The sequence below is a fragment of the Acidovorax sp. AC410 genome (genome assembly GCF_979253235.1).
Genome location: NZ_CEEDCG010000001.1, coordinates 2,069,691 through 2,089,505, shown reverse-complemented (window position 1 = coordinate 2,089,505; position 19,815 = coordinate 2,069,691). Strand labels below are relative to the sequence as shown.

Genomic DNA, 19,815 nt, shown 5'->3' with positions numbered 1-19,815 from the left:
TCAGCGCGGCACCGGCATGGCGATGGCCTGCGGGAATTGCTCGCCATCGAAGGCCTTGTCGCCATCGGCGTCGGCCACGCCGTTGGCCACCAGGCCCTGGAAGTCGAACTGGCGCGGGTCCATGAAGTGCGAGGGCACCAGGTTGCGCAGCGCCACGGCCATGTTCTCGATGCGACCCGGGTACAGCTGCTGCCAGTCGCGCAGCATCTGCCCGATCTGCTTGCGCTGCAGGTTCTCCTGGCTGCCGCACAGGGTGCAGGGGATGATGGGGAAGGCGCGCAGCGCCGCCCAGCGCGTGAGGTCGTCCTCGGCCACGTAGGCCAGTGGGCGGATGACGAGGTGGTCGCCCCGGTCGCTCTGCACCTTGGGCGGCATGCCCTTGAGCTTGCCGCCGAAGAACATGTTCAGGAAGAAGGTCTGCAGCATGTCGTCGCGGTGGTGGCCCAGCGCGATCTTGGTGCAACCCAGCTCGTCGGCCACGCGGTAGAGGATGCCCCGGCGCAGGCGGCTGCACAGGCTGCACATGGTCTTGCCCTCGGGCACGTGCTGCTTGACCACGCTGTAGGTGTCGCGCGTCTCGACGTGGAAGGGCACGCCCAGCCCCGCCAGGTAGTCGGGCAGCACCTGGGCCGGAAAGCCCGGCTGCTTCTGGTCGAGGTTGACCGCGATGAGCTCGAAACGGTTGCCGTTGCGCTGCTGCAGCATGCGCAGCACGTCCAGCATGCCGTAGCTGTCCTTGCCGCCCGAGACACAGACCATGACCTTGTCGCCATCGGCGATCAGGCCGAAGTCGGCGATCGCCTGGCTCACCTGGCGCACCAAGCGCTTTTCGAGCTTGACGGCCTCGCGGTCGGTACCGCCCGCCACGGGGACGGGTGGTACGGTGTCGGGGAGCAAGGTGGGGGCGTCGGTCAGCATGGGGCAGGAAAATCAAGGCGGCAGCCGGCATGCGCCGGGCAAGCCTGCCCGGCCGCACCATAGTCTGCAGCTCAAATTGCTATCTTTTGTATAGCACAAGGCGATGGCACACCCATCGCATGGGTCGATTTTCGTACAAATCGGCCCGCTGGCCCGCGGAATCAGGCCTCGGCGGCGTAGAACATGCGGCGCGCCGGCACTGCCTCCACCGCGCGCGCAATCGCGCCGATGTGGTCCGGCGTGGTGCCGCAGCAGCCGCCGACGATGTTCACCAGCCCCTCGGCCGCGAACTCGTGCACCAGCCGGCTCGTGACCTCGGGCGTCTCGTCGAAGCCGGTGTCGCTCATGGGGTTGGGCAGGCCGGCGTTCGGGTAGCAGCTGATGAAGGTATCGCCCGCCACGCGGTTGAGCTCCTGGATGTAGGGGCGCATCAGCGTGGCGCCCAGGGCGCAGTTCAGACCGATGGCCAGAGGGCGCGCGTGGCGCACGCTGTTCCAGAAGGCCGTCACGGTCTGGCCCGAGAGGATGCGGCCCGAAGCATCCGTCACCGTGCCGCTGATGATCAGCGGCAGGCGCTGGCCGCTGTGCTCGAAGTACTCGTCGATGGCGAACAGCGCGGCCTTGGCGTTCAGGGTGTCGAAGATGGTCTCGACCAGCAGTACATCGCTGCCGCCCTCGACCAGCGCCTGGGTCTGCTCGTAGTAGGCAGCGCGCAGCTGCTCGAAGTCGATGTTGCGCGCGCCAGGGTCGTTCACGTCGGGGCTGATGCTGGCCGTCTTGGGCGTGGGGCCCAGGGCGCCGGCCACGAAGCGCGGCTTGTCGGGCGTGCTGTACTTGTCGCAGGCGGCGCGGGCCAGTTGCGCGGACTTCGAGTTCATCTCGCGCGCCAGCTCGGCCATGTGGTAGTCCTCCTGCGCGATGGTGGTCGCGCCGAAGGTGTTGGTCTCGATCAGGTCGGCGCCGGCGGCCAGGTAGCGCTCGTGGATGTCGCTGATCACGTCAGGCCGGGTCAGGCTCAGCAGCTCGTTGTTGCCCTTGACGTCGTAGGCAAAGTCCTTGAACCGGTCGCCCGCGTTGCCGGGGCCGGTGTAGCCCTCGCCCCGGTACTGCGCCTCGCCCAGCTTGAAGCGCTGGATCATGGTGCCCATGGCGCCATCGAGGATGGCGATGCGTTGGGCGAGGATGTCGGGCAGTTCCCGGGCGCGGGTGTAGTGGAGGGCTTGCATCCCGCTATTGTAGAAAGCGCGGCCTGCCTGCGCTGGAACGGGGCCAGGTTGCCCCGCCATCAGGCAGGGCCGGCGGCGGCCACGTCCAGAAAGCTGCGCAGCGCCGGGCTCACTGCGTCCCGGTGCCAGGCCAGCACCCCCACCGTGGGGTGGTGCAGGCCTGCAATGGGCACGAAGCGCACGCCCTGGGCCCCTGCCAGCGCCATGGCGGCCGGCACCAGGGCCACGCCCATGCCCAGGGCGACCAGCGCCACCACCGTGAGCCACTGGCGTGCGGCATGGCGCGTATGGGGGTGGATGCCGGCGCGGTGGAACAGGGCGATCACGTTGTCGTGGTTGGCGGGCGCCACGTCGCGCGAGAACATCACGAAGGTCTCGGTCGCCAGCGCCTGCAGGTCCAGGGCCGCCGCCTGTGCCAGGGCATGGTCCTGGGGCAGGCAGCAGACGAAGTGGTCCTCGGCCAGCGGCAGGCTGGCCAGCGGCTCGGGCACCACGCTGCTGTTGATGAAGCCAGCGTGCAACTGGCGGTGCAGCAGCGCCTCCAGCTGCTCGCCGGTGGACATCTCGCGCAGCTGCACCTCAATGCCTGGCGCCCGCTCGCCGAAGGCGCGCACGATGGCCGGCATGTCGCGGTAGACCATGGAGCCGGTGAAGCCGATGTCTAACCGCCCGCGCAGGCCCGCCGCCACGGCGCGCGCCGTCTCGCCCGCGCGCGCCACGCGGTCGAGCACCACGCGCACCTCGGCCAGGTAGGCATGCCCTGCGGGGGTGAGCGCCACATGCTTGCTACTGCGCTCGAACAGCTTCACGCCCAACTCGTCCTCCAGCGCCTTGATGCCCGAGCTGAGCGGCGGCTGGGTAATGGCCAGTCGCTCGGCCGCGCGGCCGAAGTGCAGCTCTTCGGCCAGCACGGCAAAGTAGCGCAGCAGGTACAGCTTCATGCGCGCATCATGCCAGCGCATGCCGCGCCTCAGTACGACTTGGGCAACCCGAGCACCTTCTCAGCGATAAAGCACAGGATGAGCTGCGGGCTCACGGGCGCCAGGCGCGGTATCCACGATTCGCGCAGGTAGCGCTCCACGTGGTATTCCTTGGCGTAGCCCATGCCGCCATGGGTGAAGATGGCGCGCTCGCAGGCGTGGTAGCAGGCCTCGGCCGCCAGGTACTTGGCGCTGTTGGCCTCGGCCGCGCAGGGCAGGTGCTGGTCGTAAAGCCAGGCGGCTTTCTGCACCATGAGGTGCGCGGCCTCGAGCTCCATCCACGACAGGGCCAGCGGGTGCTGTATGCCCTGGTTCTGGCCGATGGGGCGGCCGAACACCTCGCGCTCGTTGGCATAGCCGGCGGCGCGCGCCAGCGCGGCACGGCCCAGGCCCACGGCCTCGCTGGCGATCAGGATGCGTTCGGGGTTCAGGCCGTGCAGGATGTAGCGAAAGCCCTGGCCCTCCTCGCCCACCCGGTCTTCCACGGGAATGCGCAGGCCGTCGATGAAGACCTGGTTGGAATCCACGCACTTGCGCCCGAGCTTGTCGATCTCGCGCACCTCGACCGTGCTGCGGTCCAGGTCGGTGTAGAACAGGCTCAGGCCCTCGGTGCCCGAGCATTCCTCCACCGGCGTGGTGCGCGCCAGCAGCAGGATCTTGTTGGCCACCTGGGCGGTGCTGATCCAGACCTTCTGGCCATGCACCACATAGTGGCCGCCGTGGCGCACGGCGCGGGTGGTGAGCTTCAGGGTGTTCAGCCCGCTGTTGGGCTCGGTCACGCCGAAGCAGGCACGGTCGCGCCCCGCGATCAGCGGCGGCAGCCAGCGCGCCTTCTGCGCCTCGGTACCGAAGACCACCACCGGGTGCAGACCGAAGATGTTCATGTGCACGGCCGAGGCGCCCGACAGGCCCGCGCCGGTGGCAGCAATGGTGTGCATCATCAGCGCCGCCTCGCTGATGCCCAGGCCCGCGCCGCCGTATTCCTCGGGCATGGCGATGCCGAGCCAGCCGGCATCGGCCAGCGCGCGGTGGAAGTCCTCGGGAAAGCCGCCGTCGCGGTCCTTGCGCAGCCAGTAGTCGGCATCGAAGGGGGCGCAGACGCGCTCGATGGCATCGCGGATCTGCCCGTGCTCGGGGGACTGGGCGAAATTCATACAGGTGCAGGGGTGCAAGGTGCGGAAGGACGAATCACCCGCTCGGGCGATTCGAGGTAGGGCGGGCTGTAGATGACGAGCAGCTTCACCGGAGCCGCGCTGGTCACGGTGAAGACGTGCTCCATGTCGGCCGGGAAGAAGCACATGTCGCCCGGCAGCAGGTCGAACACCTCGCCCGCCACCTCGGCGCGGGCCGTGCCTTCCAGCAGGTAGCAGGCCTGCTCGATGCCCGGGTGGGCATGCGGCAGCGCACCGCCGCCGGCGTGCAGCGTGCCCAACAGCACCTCCATCTGCCGGGCACCCACGGTCTCGGGGCCGATCAGGCGCTGGTTGTGCGTGTGCTGGTGGTTGGCCGGCTGGTAGGCGGGCACCTCGGCGGCGCGCACCAGGTAGCGAGGCCGGTGGGTGGTGGTGCTGGTAGTCATGCGGTGTTGTCTCCGGCGGGCAGGTGGCAGGCGCCCTGTGCCAGCAGGGCATCGATGTCGGTGGGGGCATAGCCGGCCTCGGCCAGCAAGGCGCGCGTGTGTTCGCCCAGGCGCGGGGCAGGTGCCAGTTGCCACGCCGGCGGCGTGCCAGACCAGCGCGTGGGGTGGGCCATGGTGTGCAGCGGGCCTTCGCTGGGGTGCAGGCTGTCGTGCAGGAAGCCGGTGGCGCGCAGCTGCGCGTTGGCCAGCAAGTCGGCCGGCGAGTTCATGGGCATGTGGGGCACATCGGCCGCGTCGAGCAGGGCGCGCCATTCGGCGGTGCTGCGGCCGCGCAGGATGCGCGCGACCTCGGCGTACACCGCGTCGATGTGCGCGGCGCGCGCGCCATGGGTGGCAAAGCGCGGGTCCTGGCCCAGGCCCTCGGTCTCGCCAATGGCGGCGAAGAAGCTGCGCCAGTGCTTGTCGTTGTAGATCAGCACGCAGAGCATGCCGTCGGCCGTGGCGTAGGGCTTGCGGTGGGCGGTGAGCAGCCGCGCATAGCCGGCATCGCCACGCGGCGGATCGAAGCTGAGCCCGGCCATGTGGTCGCCCAGGACGAACTGGGCCATGGCCTCGAACATCGGTACCACGATGGCCTGGCCCTGGCCGGTCTTCTCGCGGGCGTAGAGCGCCGCCGTCACGGAGTACACCGCGTGCAGGCCGGTCACGCGGTCCGACAGGGTGGTAGGCGCATAAGCGGGCTCGGGCGCGCCGTACTGCTGCATGAGCCAGGGGATGCCCGTGGCGCCCTGGATCAGGTCGTCGTAGGCGGGACGCGCGGCGTCGGGCCCTTCCTGGTCGAAGCCGCAGCAGCTCACGTGGATAAGCCGGGGGTTTCTGGCAGCCACCGCGGCGGCGTCGAGCCCCAGCCGTGCCAGCGCCTGCGGCCGCACGTTGCTTATCAGTACGTCGCAGCCCTCGGCGAGGCGCAGGGCGGCCTCGCGCCCCTCGGGGTGCTTGAGGTCGAGCACGATGCTGCGCTTGCCGCCGTTGGCGTGCAGGAAGATGTGGCCCATGCCCGGGTTGGCCATGGGGCCCACGTGGCGCATGTTGTCGCCCTCGGGCGTCTCCACCTTGATGACCTCGGCACCGAGCTGCGCCAGGATCTGCGTGGCGAACGGGCCCATGATGACGCTGGTGAGGTCGAGCACGCGCACGCCGGCGAGCGGACCTGCTGCCTGCGGGGCCAGGGTGTTCTGCATGGGGGTTCCTTGCGGCCTGCTCATTCAGGCTTGATGCCGGCCTGGCGGATCAGGGCGCGCCAGTGGTTGAGCTGGTCGGCCACGTAGCTGGCGAACTCCTCGGGGGTCTTGCTCGGCCAGACCTGGAAGCCGATCAGCGCCAGCCTGTCCTGCGTGTCCTTGTCGGCCAGCACGGCCTGCAGCTCGGTGTTCAGGCGGTTCACCACGGCCGGCGGCATGCCGGCCGGGCCGAAGATGCCGTTCCAGGAGGTCAGATCGAAGCCCTTGGCGGTCTGGCCGATGGGCGGCACGCCCGGCAGCAGGGGCGAGGCCTGGGCCGTGGTGATGCCCAGGGTGCGCACCTTGTCGCTCTTGAGCATGGCCATGCCCGAGCCCAGGTCGGCCACGTAGACCTGCACCTGCCCGCCCACCAGGTCGGTCATGGCCTGGGGGCTCGACTTGTAGGGCACGCTCAGCAGGTCGATGCCGGCGATGTGCTTGATGCTTTCCATCGCCACCAGCGAGGTGCTGTTGGGCGTCGCGTAGCTGAGCTTGCCGGGGTTGGCGCGCGCGTAGGCGATCAGCTCGCCCAGGGTCCTGGCGGGCACCGAGGGATGCACGGCCAGCGCGAACGGCAGCTCGCCCACGCGCGCCACGGGCGTGAAGTCCTTGATCGGGTCGTACTTGAGGGCCGTGTACAGCGCCGGGTTCGCCGAATGCGAGGTGTTGGTGGTCATGAACAGCGTGTAGCCATCGGGCCTGGCCTTGGCGGCGATTTGCGCGGCCACCTGGGCATTGGCACCGGGCTTGTTGTCCACCAGCACCGGCTGTTTGAGCCGTTCGGCGAGCTTCTGGCCCACGGTGCGGGCCACCGAATCGGTGCCGCTGCCGGCCGCGAACGGCACCACCAGGGTGATGGGAGCGCTGGGGTACGCGGCTTGCTGCGCCCATGCCGGCAGGCTGGCCGCCGCCACGGCGCAGGCCGTGAGCGCGGCCCGGAGGATGTGATGCATGTGGTTGTCTCCTGGATGGGTGTACGGACACCCCTTGTGCCGGGGCTGGATCGCATCTTGTCCGGGGCAGCCATTTGCGTCCAATTGGATAATCGGACCGATCCATTCGCATTGCGAATCGTTGACTGCGGCGCCGGGTTGGCCGGAGCCGGGCGCCTGCACAGCGCACAATAGGCGCCTTTGCCCGCCGCCGCAGATGCGCGCGCCGGCGCTGTTGAACACCCACCCTACCAGGCTGCCGCCCTTTTGCCATGCGCTGCGGCAGCTATCAAAAGGAGAGTCATTGAGTCCGTCACCCGCCCACACCGTCCTGCACGACGTCTTTGGCTACGAGCAGTTCCGGGGCCCGCAGCAGGACATCGTCGAGCATGTGATCGGCGGCAGCGATGCGCTGGTGCTGATGCCCACGGGCGGCGGCAAGTCGCTGTGCTACCAGGTGCCGGCCATCGTGCGCCAGCAGCAGGGGCGCGGGGTGACCATCGTCATCTCACCCCTGATCGCGCTGATGCACGACCAGGTGGGCGCCCTGCACGAGGCAGGGGTGGACGCGGCCTTCCTGAACTCCACGCTGAGCTTCGACGAAGCGCAGGACGTGGAATTTCGCCTGCAGACTGGTGCCATCACCCTGCTGTATGCGGCGCCCGAGCGGCTGAACACCCCGCGCTTCCTGGGCCTGCTCGACAGCCTGTACAACGAAGGGCATCTGTCGCTCTTTGCCATCGACGAGGCGCATTGCGTGAGCCAGTGGGGCCACGACTTCCGCCCCGAGTACCGTGCCCTCACGGTGCTGCACGAACGCTATGCCGGCGTGCCGCGCATCGCCCTGACGGCCACGGCCGATGACCTGACCCGCGCCGACATCATCGAGCGCCTGCAGCTCGAGGATGCGCGGCTGTTCATCAGCAGCTTCGACCGGCCCAACATCCGCTACCGCATCGAGGAAAAGAAGGACGCCACCACGCAGTTGCTGCGCTTCATCGAGCGCGAGCATGCGGGCGAGGCCGGGGTGGTGTACTGCCAGTCGCGCAAGCGCGTGGAGGAACTGGCCTCGACCCTGTGCGACGCGGGCCTCACCGCCCTGCCCTACCACGCAGGCCTCGACACCAAGGTGCGCCAGAAGAACCAGGACCGCTTCCTGCGCGAGGAGGGCATTGTGATGGTGGCCACCATCGCCTTCGGCATGGGCATCGACAAGCCTGACGTGCGCTTCGTGGCGCACGTGGACATGCCCAAGAACATCGAGGGCTACTACCAGGAGACCGGCCGCGCCGGCCGCGACGGCCTGAACGCCGATGCCTGGATGGCCTACGGCCTGAACGACGTGGTGAACCAGCGCCGCATGATCGACGAGAGCCCCGCGGGCGAGGAGTTCAAGCAGGCGCTGCGCGGCAAGCTCGACGCGCTGCTGGCCCTGGCCGAGGCCACCGATTGCCGCCGCGTGCGCCTGCTGGCCTATTTCGGCGAAGAATCCACGCCCTGCGGCAACTGCGACAACTGCCTTACCCCCCCGGCCATCTGGGATGCGACCGACGCAGCGCGCAAGCTGCTGTCCACCATCTACCGGGTGCAGCAGGTCAGCCGCATCGGTTTTGGCGCGGGCCACATCATGGACATCCTGCGTGGCAAGAAGACCGAGAAGGTCGTGCAGTTCGGGCACGAGAATATCTCCACCTTCGGCATCGGGGCCGACCTGTCGGAGCCCCAGCTGCGCGGGGTGCTACGCCAGCTGATCGCCACCGGCGCCCTGGGGCTGCAGAAGGTCATGCTCGACAGCGGCCACAGCTTCGACACCCTGTGCCTGACCGAAGGCTCGCGCGCCGTGCTCAAGGGCGAGGTGCCGGTGCAGCTGCGCGAATCCGTCTCGGCCGCGCCGGCCAAGCGCACCCGCAAGGGCAGCGCGCCGCCGGCGGCCGCCGCCAACCTGGGGCCCGATGCACAGGTGCGCTTCATCAACCTCAAGGCCTGGCGCGCCGAGGTGGCCAAGGAGCACAACCTGCCGGCCTACGTGATCTTCCACGACGCCACCCTGGCGGCCATCGCCGAACGCAACCCCGCCACGCTGGAGGACCTGCAGGGCATCAGCGGCATGGGTGCCAAGAAGCTCGAAGCCTATGGCAGCGAGGTGCTGCGCGTCAGCGGGCAGTAACTTACCTGCCGGGCTTCTTGCCCGGAAAGAAGGTCTGCGTGAGGGCCCGGCCGATCTGCTCGAAGGCCTTGCCCGCCTCGCCATGCTCGTCCAGATCCTCGGCGCAGGTGGCCACCACGATGGCGGCACGGCCGCCGTCCTGCGGGTTGACCACGCCCATGTGACAGGCGCGGTGCAGCTGGGTGCCCGTCTTGTGGATGAAGCGCTCGCTGCGCGGCAGGCCGGCTTCGAGCCGGTAGGCATCGTAGGTGGCGTACTTGAGGTCGGTGAACAGGCGCTGCTGGTGCGCGGGGGAGAGCAGTTGGCCGGTGACCAGCTTCTCCAGCATGCCGCCATAGGACGTGAGCGGCGCGGAATTGAGTCCGCGCGCGTAGTAGCGCTTGTAGGCCTCGTCCATGGTCTTCACACGCAGATCCGCCTTGTCCACGCCGATGGTGCGCGCGAGCGTCTCCACGCGCTTGTCGCCCATGGGCGCAGCCGCCAGGCGCACCAGGTCCATGTTGGCCATCTTGCGCGCGTCGGGGTGCAGCTCGGCATACACGTCGTAGCGCACCTGGGTGAAATCGGTGATGCGCTCGAATCCCCTGGCACCGAGCAGGTCGCGCGCGCGGCGGTTGAGCGTGTCGTCGCCGATGCTGCGCATCAGCATGTTGGCCGCAGTGTTGTCGCTCTCCATGAGCATGCGCTTGAGCAATGCGTCCACCCGGTAACGGGTGCCGGCCTTGTTCCAGACCACGTTGCCCGAGCCGTCGACCTTGTCCGTGTCCTGCAGCGTGACCTGCTGCGCCAGGTGGGTCCGGCCCTGTTCGACCTCCTGCAGCACGGCAATCGCCACAGGCAGCTTGGCCGAGGAGCCCAGGTACCAGGGCCGCTCGGCCTGGTAGGACAGCACTTCGCCGTTGTCCAGCCGCTTGACGTAGACCCCGAGCTGCCCGGGAGTGGCCTGGTCGATCTTCTCGATCTGCTGGCGCAGCGCGTCGCTCCAGGCAGCGCCTTGCGCCGCCAGGCTAGCGCTCGCCAGGATCAGCGCGGTGCACCACGCGCGCAACGGGGGGCACTCTGGGTCATGGGTTCTTCCGTCGGTCAGCAGGCCAGAGTTGCACAGGGCCGCCCCCACGTCGCGCAGGGCACGGTCTGAACGCGCGCTGGACAGCTCTCCGCGCGTACAGGCGACCACGATAACGCGCCGGTCCCGGCCCAGACGTGGGACAGTGACCAATCCGGAGTCGCAGGTGCGCGCCCTTTGCGTGCCGGTCTTGTGCGCAAAGCGCGCCGCCTTGGGCAGGCCGGCCTGCACGCGGTGGACCCCCGTCTGCACCCGCTCCATCACCGACAGCAGGTAGCGGGTGTGCTCGGCGTTGACGACCTTGCCGTTGACCAGCAGCTCCAGCAGGTCGGCATAGGCATCGAGCCGGCCCGAGTTCAGCCCGCCCGCATAGTAGGCCTCGAAGGCCTCGCCCACGCCGGGCAGCAGGAAGGACGAGGCCGGCACGTGCAGCAGGCGCGCGAGCACCTGCATGCGCTGCGCATCGCTGCGCTGCTGCTTGATCACCAGGAAATCGTGGCCCGACAGGTGCGATGCCTGCGGCGTGAGCTGGCCGTACGCATGCCGGCGCACGTCGGCCAGGCTGGTGATGCGCTCGAAGCCCCTGGGCACGAGCTGCTCGACCAGGGCGTTCACGGCACGGATGCCGACCAGCCCGATGAGCATGTCGCTGGCCATGTTGTCGCTGTAGATGAGCATCTGCTCGAGCAGGTAGCGGATGCTCAATGCGGTGCCCACGGGTTTGGAGTTGGTCTGGCCGGCACCGTCCACGTAGTCCGAGGCGCGCACGCGCAGTTTGGTATCGAGGGTGAAGTCCCCGCGCTCCACGGCCTGCAGTACCGCCAGCGCCACAGGCACCTTGACGGTGGAGGCCAGGTACCAGCGCTCCATTCCGCGGTGCGACACGGCAATGCCCGTCTCCAGGTCGCGCACGTAGACGCCGATGCCCGCCGTGTTCTGCGCCGCCACCTGGACCAGTTCGGCTTGCAGCAGCTCCGGCCAGGCGGGGCGCGGCGACGGTGCGCCCTGGGCATGCACTGAGCCCGCGGACAGGGTCAGCGCAAGGAAAAAAGCCGGCAGAAGACGGGCGATGGCGGGCACCTCCGCAAAACTGCAACGGTACACCGCGCTCCCGAGTGGCTGGTAACACTGTGTGATCCCGAGGGCTACCGCACCCGCGGGCCCATCAGGCTTCTTGCAGCAGCGGCGAGCGCAGGATGATCTGCGCGGTGGCAAACAGGTGGGTGTCGATGGCCGCGAAGGCCCGGGCCTTGTCGCGCGCCAAGGCCGCTTCCATGATCTGGCGGTGCTCGCCGCGCACGTCGCGGTGGTCGGTGCTCAGCGGCACCGAGAGGCGGCGGTAGCGTTCGCTCTGCCGGTAAAGCATGTGGCGCATGCGCAGCAGCCACTGGTTCGGGCAGGCGCTGACCAGGGCCTCGTGGAACTCGCCATGCGCGTCGTTCCAGGCGGAGGTGGAGCGGGCCTCGGCCTCCGAGGGCAGGGACTGCAGGCGTTCCATGCGGTGGGCGGCCGCGACGATGCGCGTCTCCCACTCCACCTCGCCATGGTCCATGGCCTGGCCCAGGCACAGGGACTCCATTTCCACCCGGGCACGGGTCAGGTCCAGCAGCTCGTCCTTGCTCACCGGGCTCACGCGGTAGCCGCGGTGCGACTCGCCCACCACCATGCCCTCGGCCCCCAGGCGCGACAGCGCCTCGCGCACGGCGCCCAGGCTCAGCTCCAGCCGCTCTTCGATGGCCTTGATGTTCAGCTTGGCGCCCGGCGGCAGGCGGCCGTCGAGGATTTCGGCACGGATCAGGTCGCACGCTGTCTCAGCCTGGGTGCGCTTGGGGAAGGTGGTCAACATGGCAATCCAGATTTTATCCGGGAATCTACCAACACACGAATAATAGATTATTCGATCAAATATATATCTATGCGATCCGGACCCCGTCCTTCGATCGCCCACCAGGAGACCCGATGAAATTGCTTCGCTTCCAGTCGGCCGGCCACAGCGGCTGGGCTGTTTACCAACCGGCCACCGGTGCATGGCATGGCACGACCGAAGGCCATGGCGCCTACCCCGGCGATGTGGACGACCTGCTGCGCCAGGGGCGTGCGGCGCTGGACGCCGCAGCCGCCACCATGGCCCGCCAGGGCGCCGTGGACCTGGCTGCCGTGCAGCTGCTGGCGCCCGTGGCCCGGCCGGCCAAGATCATCTGCGTGGGCCTGAACTACCGCGACCACACGGCCGAAAGCGGCTTCGTGCAGCCCGCCTACCCCACGCTGTTCGCGCGCTTCAATTCCAGCGTGATCGCGCACGGCGCACCGCTGCTGCACTCGCCGCTGTCGGATTCGCTGGATTTCGAAGGCGAGCTGGTCGCGGTCATCGGCACCGGCGGCAGCCGCATCGCGCGCAAGGATGCCCTCGCCCACGTGCTGGGCTATTCGGTCTTCAACGACGCCAGCGTGCGCGAGTACCAGTTCAAGACGCCGCAATGGACCATGGGCAAGAACTTCGACGGCACCGGCGCCTTCGGCCCCTGCCTGGTGACCGCCGACGAGCTGCCCCCCGGCGCGCGCGGCCTGCTGCTGGAGACCCGCCTGAACGGCCAGACCGTGCAGTCGGCCAATACCGATGACATGGTGTTCGACATCGAATCGCTGATCGTCACCATCAGCGAGGCCATCACGCTCGAAGCGGGCGACCTGATCGTGGCGGGCACCCCGGCAGGCATCGGCCACGCCCGCGAGCCCCGCCTGTACATGAGGCCGGGCGACGTCTGCGAGGTGCAGATCGAGCGCATCGGCCTGCTGCGCAACCCCGTGCACGCCGTGGCCGCCACGGCGCCCCGCCCCTTCGAGCCCGCCACCGCCTAACGCCCAACCCCCAGGAGACTGCCATGCCATTGAACCGATTGCTGCGCACCGCCCTCATCGGCACCCTCGCCGCCCTGGCCGCCCTCGGCGTTCAGGCCCAGGACGCCAAGCCCCGCACCGCCCGCTTCGGCCACGGTCTGGCCGACAACCACCCGGCCGGTCTGGCGGCCAAGCAGTTCGCCGCCGACATGGACAAGGCCACCGGCGGCAAGATGAAGATCACCGTGATTGCCAACCAGGCCCTGGGCCCCGACCCGCAGATGCTGGGCGCCCTGCAGGGCGGCGTGCAGGAGTTCTACACCGGCAGCGCGCTGGCGCTGCTCGGGCAGGTCAAGGAACTGGGCTTCCAGGACGTGCCCTTCCTGTTCAACACCGAGGCCGAGGCCCACGCGGTGTTCGACGGCCCCGTGGGCCAGCACCTCAACACCAAGCTCGCTGGCGTGGGCATCCACGTGCTGGGCTGGTGGGAGAACGGCTTTCGCCACATCACCAACTCGCGCCGCCCGGTCAACAAGCTCGACGACCTCAAGGGCCTGAAGCTGCGCACCCAGCCCAACCCGCTCACGCTCGATGCGTTCAAGGCCATTGGCGCCAACGCCTCGCCGCTGCCCTGGTCCGAGCTGTTCGTGGCGCTGGAGACCAGGGCCTTCGATGGCCAGGAGAACCCCATCGTGCTGATGTACACCCAGCGCTTCTACGAAGTGCAGAAGTACATGACGCTCTCGGGCCACGTCTACTCGCCGCTGATCTTCGCCGTGTCCAAGAAGTACTGGGACAGCCTCTCGGCCGACGAGAAACAGATGATGACCAGCGCCGCTAAGAGCGCCACGGCCTACCAGCGCAAGGCCACCGCCGCCGAGGCGGGCACCGCGCTGCAGGGCATGAAGGACAAGGGCGTGCAGGTGACGCAGTTCTCCGAGGCCGACCTGCAGGCCATCCGTGACAAGGTGCCACCAGCGATTGCGCCGCACCTGGAGAAGATCGGTCCCGAGTTCATGGCCCTGGTGCGCAGCGAAATCGCCAAGGCGCGCGCCGCGGCCAAGCCGCAGTGAGCGACATGCCCGCCCCCACGGCCCTTCCGCCCGCCTTCCTCGATGCGCTGGGCCAGCTCCTTGGCCCGCGCCTGTCCACCAGCCTGGCGGTGCGCGAGCACCACGGGCGCGACGAGTCGATCTTTGCCGCCATGCCGCCCGACGCCGTGGCCCATGCACGCACGCAGGAGGAGGTGGTGGCCATCGTGCGCCTGTGCCGCGACCACCGCGTGCCGCTGGTGCCCTATGGCGCAGGCTCGTCGCTCGAGGGCCACACCCTGGCCACGCGCGGCGGGCTGACGCTGAACCTGCAGCCCATGGACCAGGTGGTCGCCATCCACCCCGAGGACCAGACCGCCACGGTGCAGCCGGGAGTGACCCGCAAGGCGCTTAACGCGGAACTGCGCGACACCGGCCTGTTCTTTCCCATCGACCCAGGGGCCGATGCCACCATCGGCGGCATGTGCGCCACGCGCGCCAGCGGCACCAACGCCGTGCGCTACGGCACCATGCGCGAGAACGTGCTCAACCTCACCGTGGTGACAGCCGACGGCGAGGTGGTGAAGACCGGCCAGCGCGCGCGCAAGTCGGCCGCAGGCTACGACCTCACCCGCCTGTTCGTGGGCTCCGAAGGCACGCTGGGCGTGGTGGTCGAGGCCACGGTGCGCCTGTACCCGCTGCCCGAAAGCGTGATGGCTGCCGTGTGCGCCTTCCCCGACATCGATGCCGCCGTGCAGGTGGTGGTGCAGACCATCCAGCTCGGCGTGCCGATCGCGCGCTGCGAGTTCGTCGACGCCACAGCCATCCGTGCGCTCAACGGCCATAGCCGCACCGGCCTGCCCGAGCAGCCCCACCTGTTCTTCGAGTTCCACGGCAGCGCGGCCGGAGTGCAGGAGCAGGTGGACACCGTGCAGGCCCTGGCGCTGGACGGTGGTGGCGCGCAGTTCCAGTGGGCCAGCAGCCCCGAGGAGCGCACGCGCCTGTGGGAAGCCCGGCACAACGTCTACTTCGCGGCGCTGCAGCTGCGCCCGGGCTGCCGCTCGGTGGTCACCGATGTCTGCGTGCCGATCTCGCGCCTGGCCGAGTGCGTGGGCCAGACCGCGCAGGACCTGCAGCAGTCGGGCATGCTCGCGCCCATCGTCGGCCATGTGGGCGACGGCAACTTCCACGTGCAGATGCTGGTGGATGCGAACGACCACGCTGAGGTGGCGCAGGCCGAGGCGCTCAATGCGCGCCTGGTGCGGCGCGCTCTGGCCATGGACGGCACCTGCACCGGCGAGCACGGCGTGGGCCTGCACAAGCAGGGCTTCCTGCTCGACGAACTGGGCGCCGCGCCGGTGGCGCTGATGCGCCAGATCAAGCACGCCATGGACCCGCACAACCTCATGAACCCCGGCAAGATCTTCGCGTTCTGACGCAGGCCTCCTCTTTCCTCCCACATTCCATGAAGCAACTCATCCACTGGTATTTCAAGGCACTGGAGGGGGTCGTCGTGCTGTGCCTGGCCGCCATGTGCGTCATGGTGTTCGGCAACGTGGTGCTGCGCCACCTGTTCGACTCGGGCATCAACATCTCCGAGGAGCTCTCGCGCTTCATGTTCATCTGGCTGATCTTCCTGGGCGCGATCCTCGCCATGCGCGAGGGCGGCCACCTGGGCATGGACATGCTGGTGCACCGCCTCTCGGGCAAGGCCCTGTTCATCGCGGTGCTGTTGGCGCAGTGCACCACGCTGGCCTGCTGCGCGGTGCTGCTGTGGGGCCTGCTGCGCCAGCATGCGCTCAACATGGCCAACACCGGCCTGGTGACCGGCATCTCCCTGGGCGTGGTGTATTCGGTGGCCTACCTGTGCGCAGCCTCCATCGGGGTGATGACGGTGGTGAACATCGTTCGACTGCTGAGTGGGCGGGTGAGCCCCGGCGCGCTGGTCGCCGTGAGCGAAGAAGGGGCCTGACACCATGGTCGTCGCCGTCTTCGTGCTCTCGCTGCTGGCCGCCATGGCCCTGGGCGTTCCCATCGCCTTCTCGCTCATGGCCTGCGGCATGGCCATGATGTTCTACATGGACATGTTCGACGCGCAGATCATTGCGCAGAACATGCTCTCGGGCGCCGACAGCTTTCCGCTGATGGCCATCCCCTTCTTCGTGCTGGCGGGCGAACTCATGAATGCCGGCGGCATCTCGCGGCGCATCGTCGATGTGGCGGGCGCCTGGGTGGGGCACTTCAAGGGCGGCCTGGGCTACGTGGCCATCTTCGCCTGCGTGGTCATGGCCTCGCTGTCGGGCTCGGCGATTGCCGACACGGCTGCCGTCGCCGCGCTGCTGATCCCGATGATGCGCAAGGCCGGCTACGACATTCCGCGCGCCTCGGGGCTCATCGCCTCGGGCGGCATCATCGCGCCCGTGATACCGCCGTCCATCGGCTTCGTGATGCTCGGCGTGGTGGGCAACATCTCCATCACGCAGCTGTTCATTGCCGGCATCGTGCCCGGCCTGATGATGGCGCTGGCGCTGGTGATCACCTGGGCCTACCAGTCGCACCGCGACGACATGCCGCGCGGCGAGCGCATGCCCCTGCGCCAGCGGATCTCGGCCACCGTGGCGGGTTTCTGGGCGCTGCTGCTGCCGCTGCTCATCGTGGGCGGGCTCAAGGCGGGCTATTTCACCCCCACCGAGGCCGCCGTGGTGGCCGTGTTCTATGCGCTGTTCATCGGCTTCGTGGTGTACCGCGAACTGCGCTGGTCGCAGCTGTACGGGCTGCTGCTGGCCAGCGCCAAAACGTCTGCCGTGGTGATGTTCCTGGTCGCGGCGGCGCAGGTCTCGGCCTGGCTCATCGCCGCCGCCAACATCCCGATGGTGGTGGCCGACATGCTGCAACCCCTGGTGGGCAGCCCGGTGCTGCTGATGCTGGTGATCATGGCGCTGATCTTCGCCGTGGGCACGGCGCTCGACTTCGCGCCCACCATCCTGATCCTGGTGCCGGTGCTGATGCCCGTGGTGCGCATGGCCGGCATCGACCCGGTGTACTTCGGCGTGCTGTTCATCATGAACAACGCCATCGGCCTGATCACGCCGCCGGTGGGTACCGTGCTCAACGTCGTCTGCGGGGTGGCGCGCGAGCGCATGGAGCCGGTGATCCGCGCCGTCATGCCCTACCTGCTGGCGCAGACGGCGGTGCTGTTGCTGCTCACGCTGTTCCCGCAGCTGGTGATGGTGCCGCTGCGCTTCTTCACGCGCTGAGGGCGCTTGCTGGAGGGCGATGGCGTGCTTGAAAAGGCAGCGCCGCCATCGCACAAAGGGCCCCCGGCGCGCCACAATGGCACCCATGCTGACCCTCCAAGACATCCAAGCCGCCGCCGCCCGCGTCCAGGGCCATGTGCTCGACACCCCGTGCGTCGAGTCCAAGACGCTCTCCCAGATCGTGGGCGCGCAGGTCTTCCTCAAGTTCGAGAACCTGCAGTTCACCGCCTCCTTCAAGGAGCGCGGGGCCTGCAACAAGCTGGTGCAGCTGAGCGCTGAAGAACAGGCACGCGGCGTGATCGCCATGAGCGCCGGCAACCATGCCCAGGGGGTGGCCTACCATGCGCAGCGCCTGGGGCTGCATGCGGTGATCGTGATGCCGCGCTTCACCCCGGGCGTGAAAGTGCAGCGCACGCGCGGCTTCGGTGCCGAGGTCGTGCTGCACGGCGACACACTCGAGGAAGCGCGGGCCCATGCCTACCAACTGGCCGAGCAGCGCAGCCTGACCTTCGTGCACCCCTACGACGACGAGGCCGTGGCTGCCGGCCAGGGCACGCTGGGGCTGGAGATGCTGGCGGCCGTGCCCGACCTCGACACGCTGGTGATCGCGGTGGGCGGCGGCGGCCTGATCTCGGGCGTAGCCACCGCGGCCAAGGCGATCCGCCCGGACATCGAGATCATCGGCGTGCAGACCTCGCGCTTCCCGGCCATGGTCAACGCCATCCAGGGCACGCAGCACCCGCAGGGCACCTCGACCATCGCCGAAGGCATTGCCGTGGGCACGCCCGGCAAGATCACGCAGGAAATCATCCGGCGCCTGGTGGACGACCTGGTGCTGGTGGACGAGGGCGACATCGAGCAGGCCGTGCTGATGCTGCTGGAGATCGAAAAGACCCTGGTCGAGGGCGCAGGCGCCGCCGGCCTGGCGGCACTGTTGCGCTACCCCGAGCGCTTCCAGGGCAAGAAGGTGGGGCTGGTGCTGTGCGGGGGCAATATCGACCCGCTGCTGCTGGCGGCCATCATCGAACGCGGCATGGTGCGCTCGGGCCGGCTGGCACGCGTCAAGGTCAGTGCGCGCGACGTGCCCGGGGTGCTGGCGCGCATCACGGCCATGGTGGCCGACACGGGCGCCAACATCGAGGAGGTGCACCACCAGCGCGCCTTCACCATGCTGGCCGCGCAGAACGTGGAGATCGAACTGGTGCTGCAGACGCGCGGCAAGGCCCACATCGGCGAAGTGCTGGAACACCTGCACGATGGGGGCATGGAAGCGGTGCTGATCTGATGGGGATTGGGCCTTGTCCCGCACACCGGCTAGAATTGGTCCAGTTTTAAGCACCTGGAGCCCCGCCATGTCCGATCACAACACCCCGCACGCCCCCGAAGAACATCCGGCCGACGCCGTGGAGAATGTGGTCCCGCTGATGCCTATCGTGCTGCCCGTCGTGGGCGGCATCATGATGTTTTTGCTGGCGTTCATCGCCGTGAACATGGCCTGATCGCCGGAGCGCCCCACACGCTTCCATGGCAGCCCCGCGCAGCGGGGCTTTTTTTCGTCCTCCTTTTTCTTCTTCAACGCCCAGGAGCAGCCCCATGAGACCCGGAAGCGCATTGGTTCTTTTCTCCGGTGGACAGGACTCCACCACCTGCCTGGCATGGGCGCTCACGCATTTCGCCCATGTCGAGACCGTCGGCTTCGACTATGGCCAGCGCCACCACATCGAGCTCACCGCCCGCCAGACCGTGCTCGCGGCCGTGCGCGAGCGCTTTCCCCAGTGGGCCGGCCGGCTCGGCGAGGACCACATGCTCGACCTGGCGGTGCTGGGCCGCATCAGCGACACGGCGCTGACCAGCGAGACCGAGATCCAGATGACCGCCGCCGGCCTGCCCAACACCTTCGTGCCCGGGCGCAACCTGCTGTTCTTCAACCTGGCCGCCGCCGTGGGCTACCGGCGCGGGCTGCACACCCTGGTGGGCGGCATGTGCGAGACGGATTTCTCGGGCTACCCGGACTGCCGCGACGACACCTTGAAGGCGCTGCAGGTGGCGGTGTCGCTGGGCATGGGCCAGCGCTTCACCTTCGAGACGCCGCTGATGTGGCTGGACAAGGCCGAGACCTGGCAGCTGGCGAAGGACCTGGGCGGCCAGGCGCTGGTGGACGTGGTGCTGGAGGAGTCGCATACCTGCTACCACGGTGTGCGTGGCGAGCGCCACGCCTGGGGCTACGGCTGCGGCACCTGTCCGGCCTGCGCACTGCGCAAGGCCGGCTACGAGCGCTGGGTCAGCTCGGCACCTGCCTGAAGCACCTCTCGTCAACACATAACCCCATGCAATTTTTGCATGGTTTTAGGCCCTGTCTGACAGACAAGCGGGCGGCAGATTCATAAAATCGACATCCCAGCCGACCCGCGGAATCCGTGGAATCCGTCCTCCACCCCGTGGGGATGAACCGCGCCCCGCCCGCCGACTGAGCAAGAAAGCCGTTTTTTCAAAGGCAGCGCTCAGCATCCGCACCTGCGCCAGGCCTCTCGCCCCGGTCCC

General features: G+C 68.6%; 18 protein-coding genes. 9 read left to right on the top strand and 9 right to left on the bottom strand.

Annotated elements, in window-relative coordinates:
• The 7 genes from ttcA to AC0IZS_RS09680 all read right to left on the bottom strand — a co-directional run bounded on the left by ttcA (position 1) and on the right by AC0IZS_RS09680 (position 6,936).
• Positions 1 to 918, bottom strand: coding sequence for a tRNA 2-thiocytidine(32) synthetase TtcA (gene ttcA / locus AC0IZS_RS09710; RefSeq protein ID WP_471635451.1), 918 nt, complete (start codon positions 916 to 918; stop codon positions 1 to 3).
• A gap of 161 nt (positions 919 to 1,079) precedes the next feature.
• Positions 1,080 to 2,144 (bottom strand): homocysteine S-methyltransferase family protein, encoded by a 1,065-nt coding sequence (locus AC0IZS_RS09705; protein WP_471635450.1) that lies wholly within the window; start codon positions 2,142 to 2,144, stop codon positions 1,080 to 1,082.
• A gap of 59 nt (positions 2,145 to 2,203) precedes the next feature.
• A complete protein-coding gene (locus AC0IZS_RS09700) occupies positions 2,204 to 3,085 on the bottom strand; it encodes a LysR family transcriptional regulator (protein ID WP_471639492.1) in 882 nt (293 codons plus the stop codon).
• A gap of 29 nt (positions 3,086 to 3,114) precedes the next feature.
• A complete protein-coding gene (locus tag AC0IZS_RS09695; protein ID WP_471635449.1) occupies positions 3,115 to 4,278 on the bottom strand; it encodes an acyl-CoA dehydrogenase family protein in 1,164 nt (387 codons plus the stop codon).
• On the bottom strand, positions 4,275 to 4,703 hold the full coding sequence (locus AC0IZS_RS09690; protein WP_471635448.1) for a cupin domain-containing protein: 429 nt from the start codon (positions 4,701 to 4,703) through the stop codon (positions 4,275 to 4,277). Before AC0IZS_RS09690 ends, AC0IZS_RS09695 begins: the two co-directional genes overlap by 4 nt.
• Entirely contained in the window at positions 4,700 to 5,944 is a 1,245-nt protein-coding gene (locus AC0IZS_RS09685; RefSeq protein WP_471635447.1) for a CaiB/BaiF CoA transferase family protein, read from the bottom strand. The genes AC0IZS_RS09690 and AC0IZS_RS09685 overlap by 4 nt, the downstream gene beginning before the upstream one ends.
• A gap of 20 nt (positions 5,945 to 5,964) precedes the next feature.
• Entirely contained in the window at positions 5,965 to 6,936 is a 972-nt protein-coding gene (locus AC0IZS_RS09680; RefSeq protein WP_471635446.1) for a Bug family tripartite tricarboxylate transporter substrate binding protein, read from the bottom strand.
• A 283-nt stretch (positions 6,937 to 7,219) separates the two neighbouring features.
• Between AC0IZS_RS09680 and recQ the strand changes: the two genes are divergently transcribed.
• A complete protein-coding gene (gene recQ, locus AC0IZS_RS09675) occupies positions 7,220 to 9,082 on the top strand; it encodes a DNA helicase RecQ (protein WP_471635445.1) in 1,863 nt (620 codons plus the stop codon).
• 1 nt (position 9,083) lies between these two features.
• Here the strand turns inward: recQ and AC0IZS_RS09670 are convergent, their stop codons facing one another.
• Both AC0IZS_RS09670 and AC0IZS_RS09665 read right to left on the bottom strand, forming a co-directional pair.
• Positions 9,084 to 11,228 (bottom strand): serine hydrolase, encoded by a 2,145-nt coding sequence (locus AC0IZS_RS09670; RefSeq protein WP_471635444.1) that lies wholly within the window; start codon positions 11,226 to 11,228, stop codon positions 9,084 to 9,086.
• 85 nt (positions 11,229 to 11,313) lie between these two features.
• Positions 11,314 to 11,994 carry a GntR family transcriptional regulator gene (locus AC0IZS_RS09665; RefSeq protein ID WP_471635443.1) on the bottom strand — a complete coding sequence of 227 codons (681 nt, stop codon included), beginning with the start codon at positions 11,992 to 11,994 and terminating at the stop codon, positions 11,314 to 11,316.
• A gap of 113 nt (positions 11,995 to 12,107) precedes the next feature.
• On the opposite strand from AC0IZS_RS09665, the gene AC0IZS_RS09660 reads away from it, so the two are divergent.
• The 8 genes from AC0IZS_RS09660 to queC all read left to right on the top strand — a co-directional run bounded on the left by AC0IZS_RS09660 (position 12,108) and on the right by queC (position 19,575).
• Entirely contained in the window at positions 12,108 to 13,007 is a 900-nt protein-coding gene (locus AC0IZS_RS09660) for a fumarylacetoacetate hydrolase family protein (protein ID WP_471635442.1), read from the top strand.
• A gap of 23 nt (positions 13,008 to 13,030) precedes the next feature.
• Positions 13,031 to 14,059, top strand: coding sequence for a TRAP transporter substrate-binding protein (locus AC0IZS_RS09655; protein WP_471635441.1), 1,029 nt, complete (start codon positions 13,031 to 13,033; stop codon positions 14,057 to 14,059).
• Between the two features lie 5 nt (positions 14,060 to 14,064).
• Positions 14,065 to 15,453 (top strand): FAD-binding oxidoreductase, encoded by a 1,389-nt coding sequence (locus tag AC0IZS_RS09650; protein ID WP_471635440.1) that lies wholly within the window; start codon positions 14,065 to 14,067, stop codon positions 15,451 to 15,453.
• A gap of 29 nt (positions 15,454 to 15,482) precedes the next feature.
• Entirely contained in the window at positions 15,483 to 15,989 is a 507-nt protein-coding gene (locus AC0IZS_RS09645) for a TRAP transporter small permease (protein WP_471635439.1), read from the top strand.
• A gap of 4 nt (positions 15,990 to 15,993) precedes the next feature.
• Complete coding sequence (locus AC0IZS_RS09640) at positions 15,994 to 17,274, top strand: TRAP transporter large permease subunit (protein ID WP_471635438.1); 1,281 nt, start codon at positions 15,994 to 15,996, stop codon at positions 17,272 to 17,274.
• Positions 17,275 to 17,359: 85 nt separating this feature from the next.
• Positions 17,360 to 18,559: a threonine ammonia-lyase gene (locus AC0IZS_RS09635; RefSeq protein ID WP_471635437.1), complete on the top strand. Its 1,200-nt coding sequence runs from the start codon at positions 17,360 to 17,362 to the stop codon at positions 18,557 to 18,559.
• Between the two features lie 67 nt (positions 18,560 to 18,626).
• Complete coding sequence (locus AC0IZS_RS09630) at positions 18,627 to 18,773, top strand: hypothetical protein (protein ID WP_007860492.1); 147 nt, start codon at positions 18,627 to 18,629, stop codon at positions 18,771 to 18,773.
• A gap of 94 nt (positions 18,774 to 18,867) precedes the next feature.
• Complete coding sequence (gene queC, locus AC0IZS_RS09625; RefSeq protein ID WP_471635436.1) at positions 18,868 to 19,575, top strand: 7-cyano-7-deazaguanine synthase QueC; 708 nt, start codon at positions 18,868 to 18,870, stop codon at positions 19,573 to 19,575.
• The last annotated feature ends 240 nt before the right edge of the window (positions 19,576 to 19,815 follow it).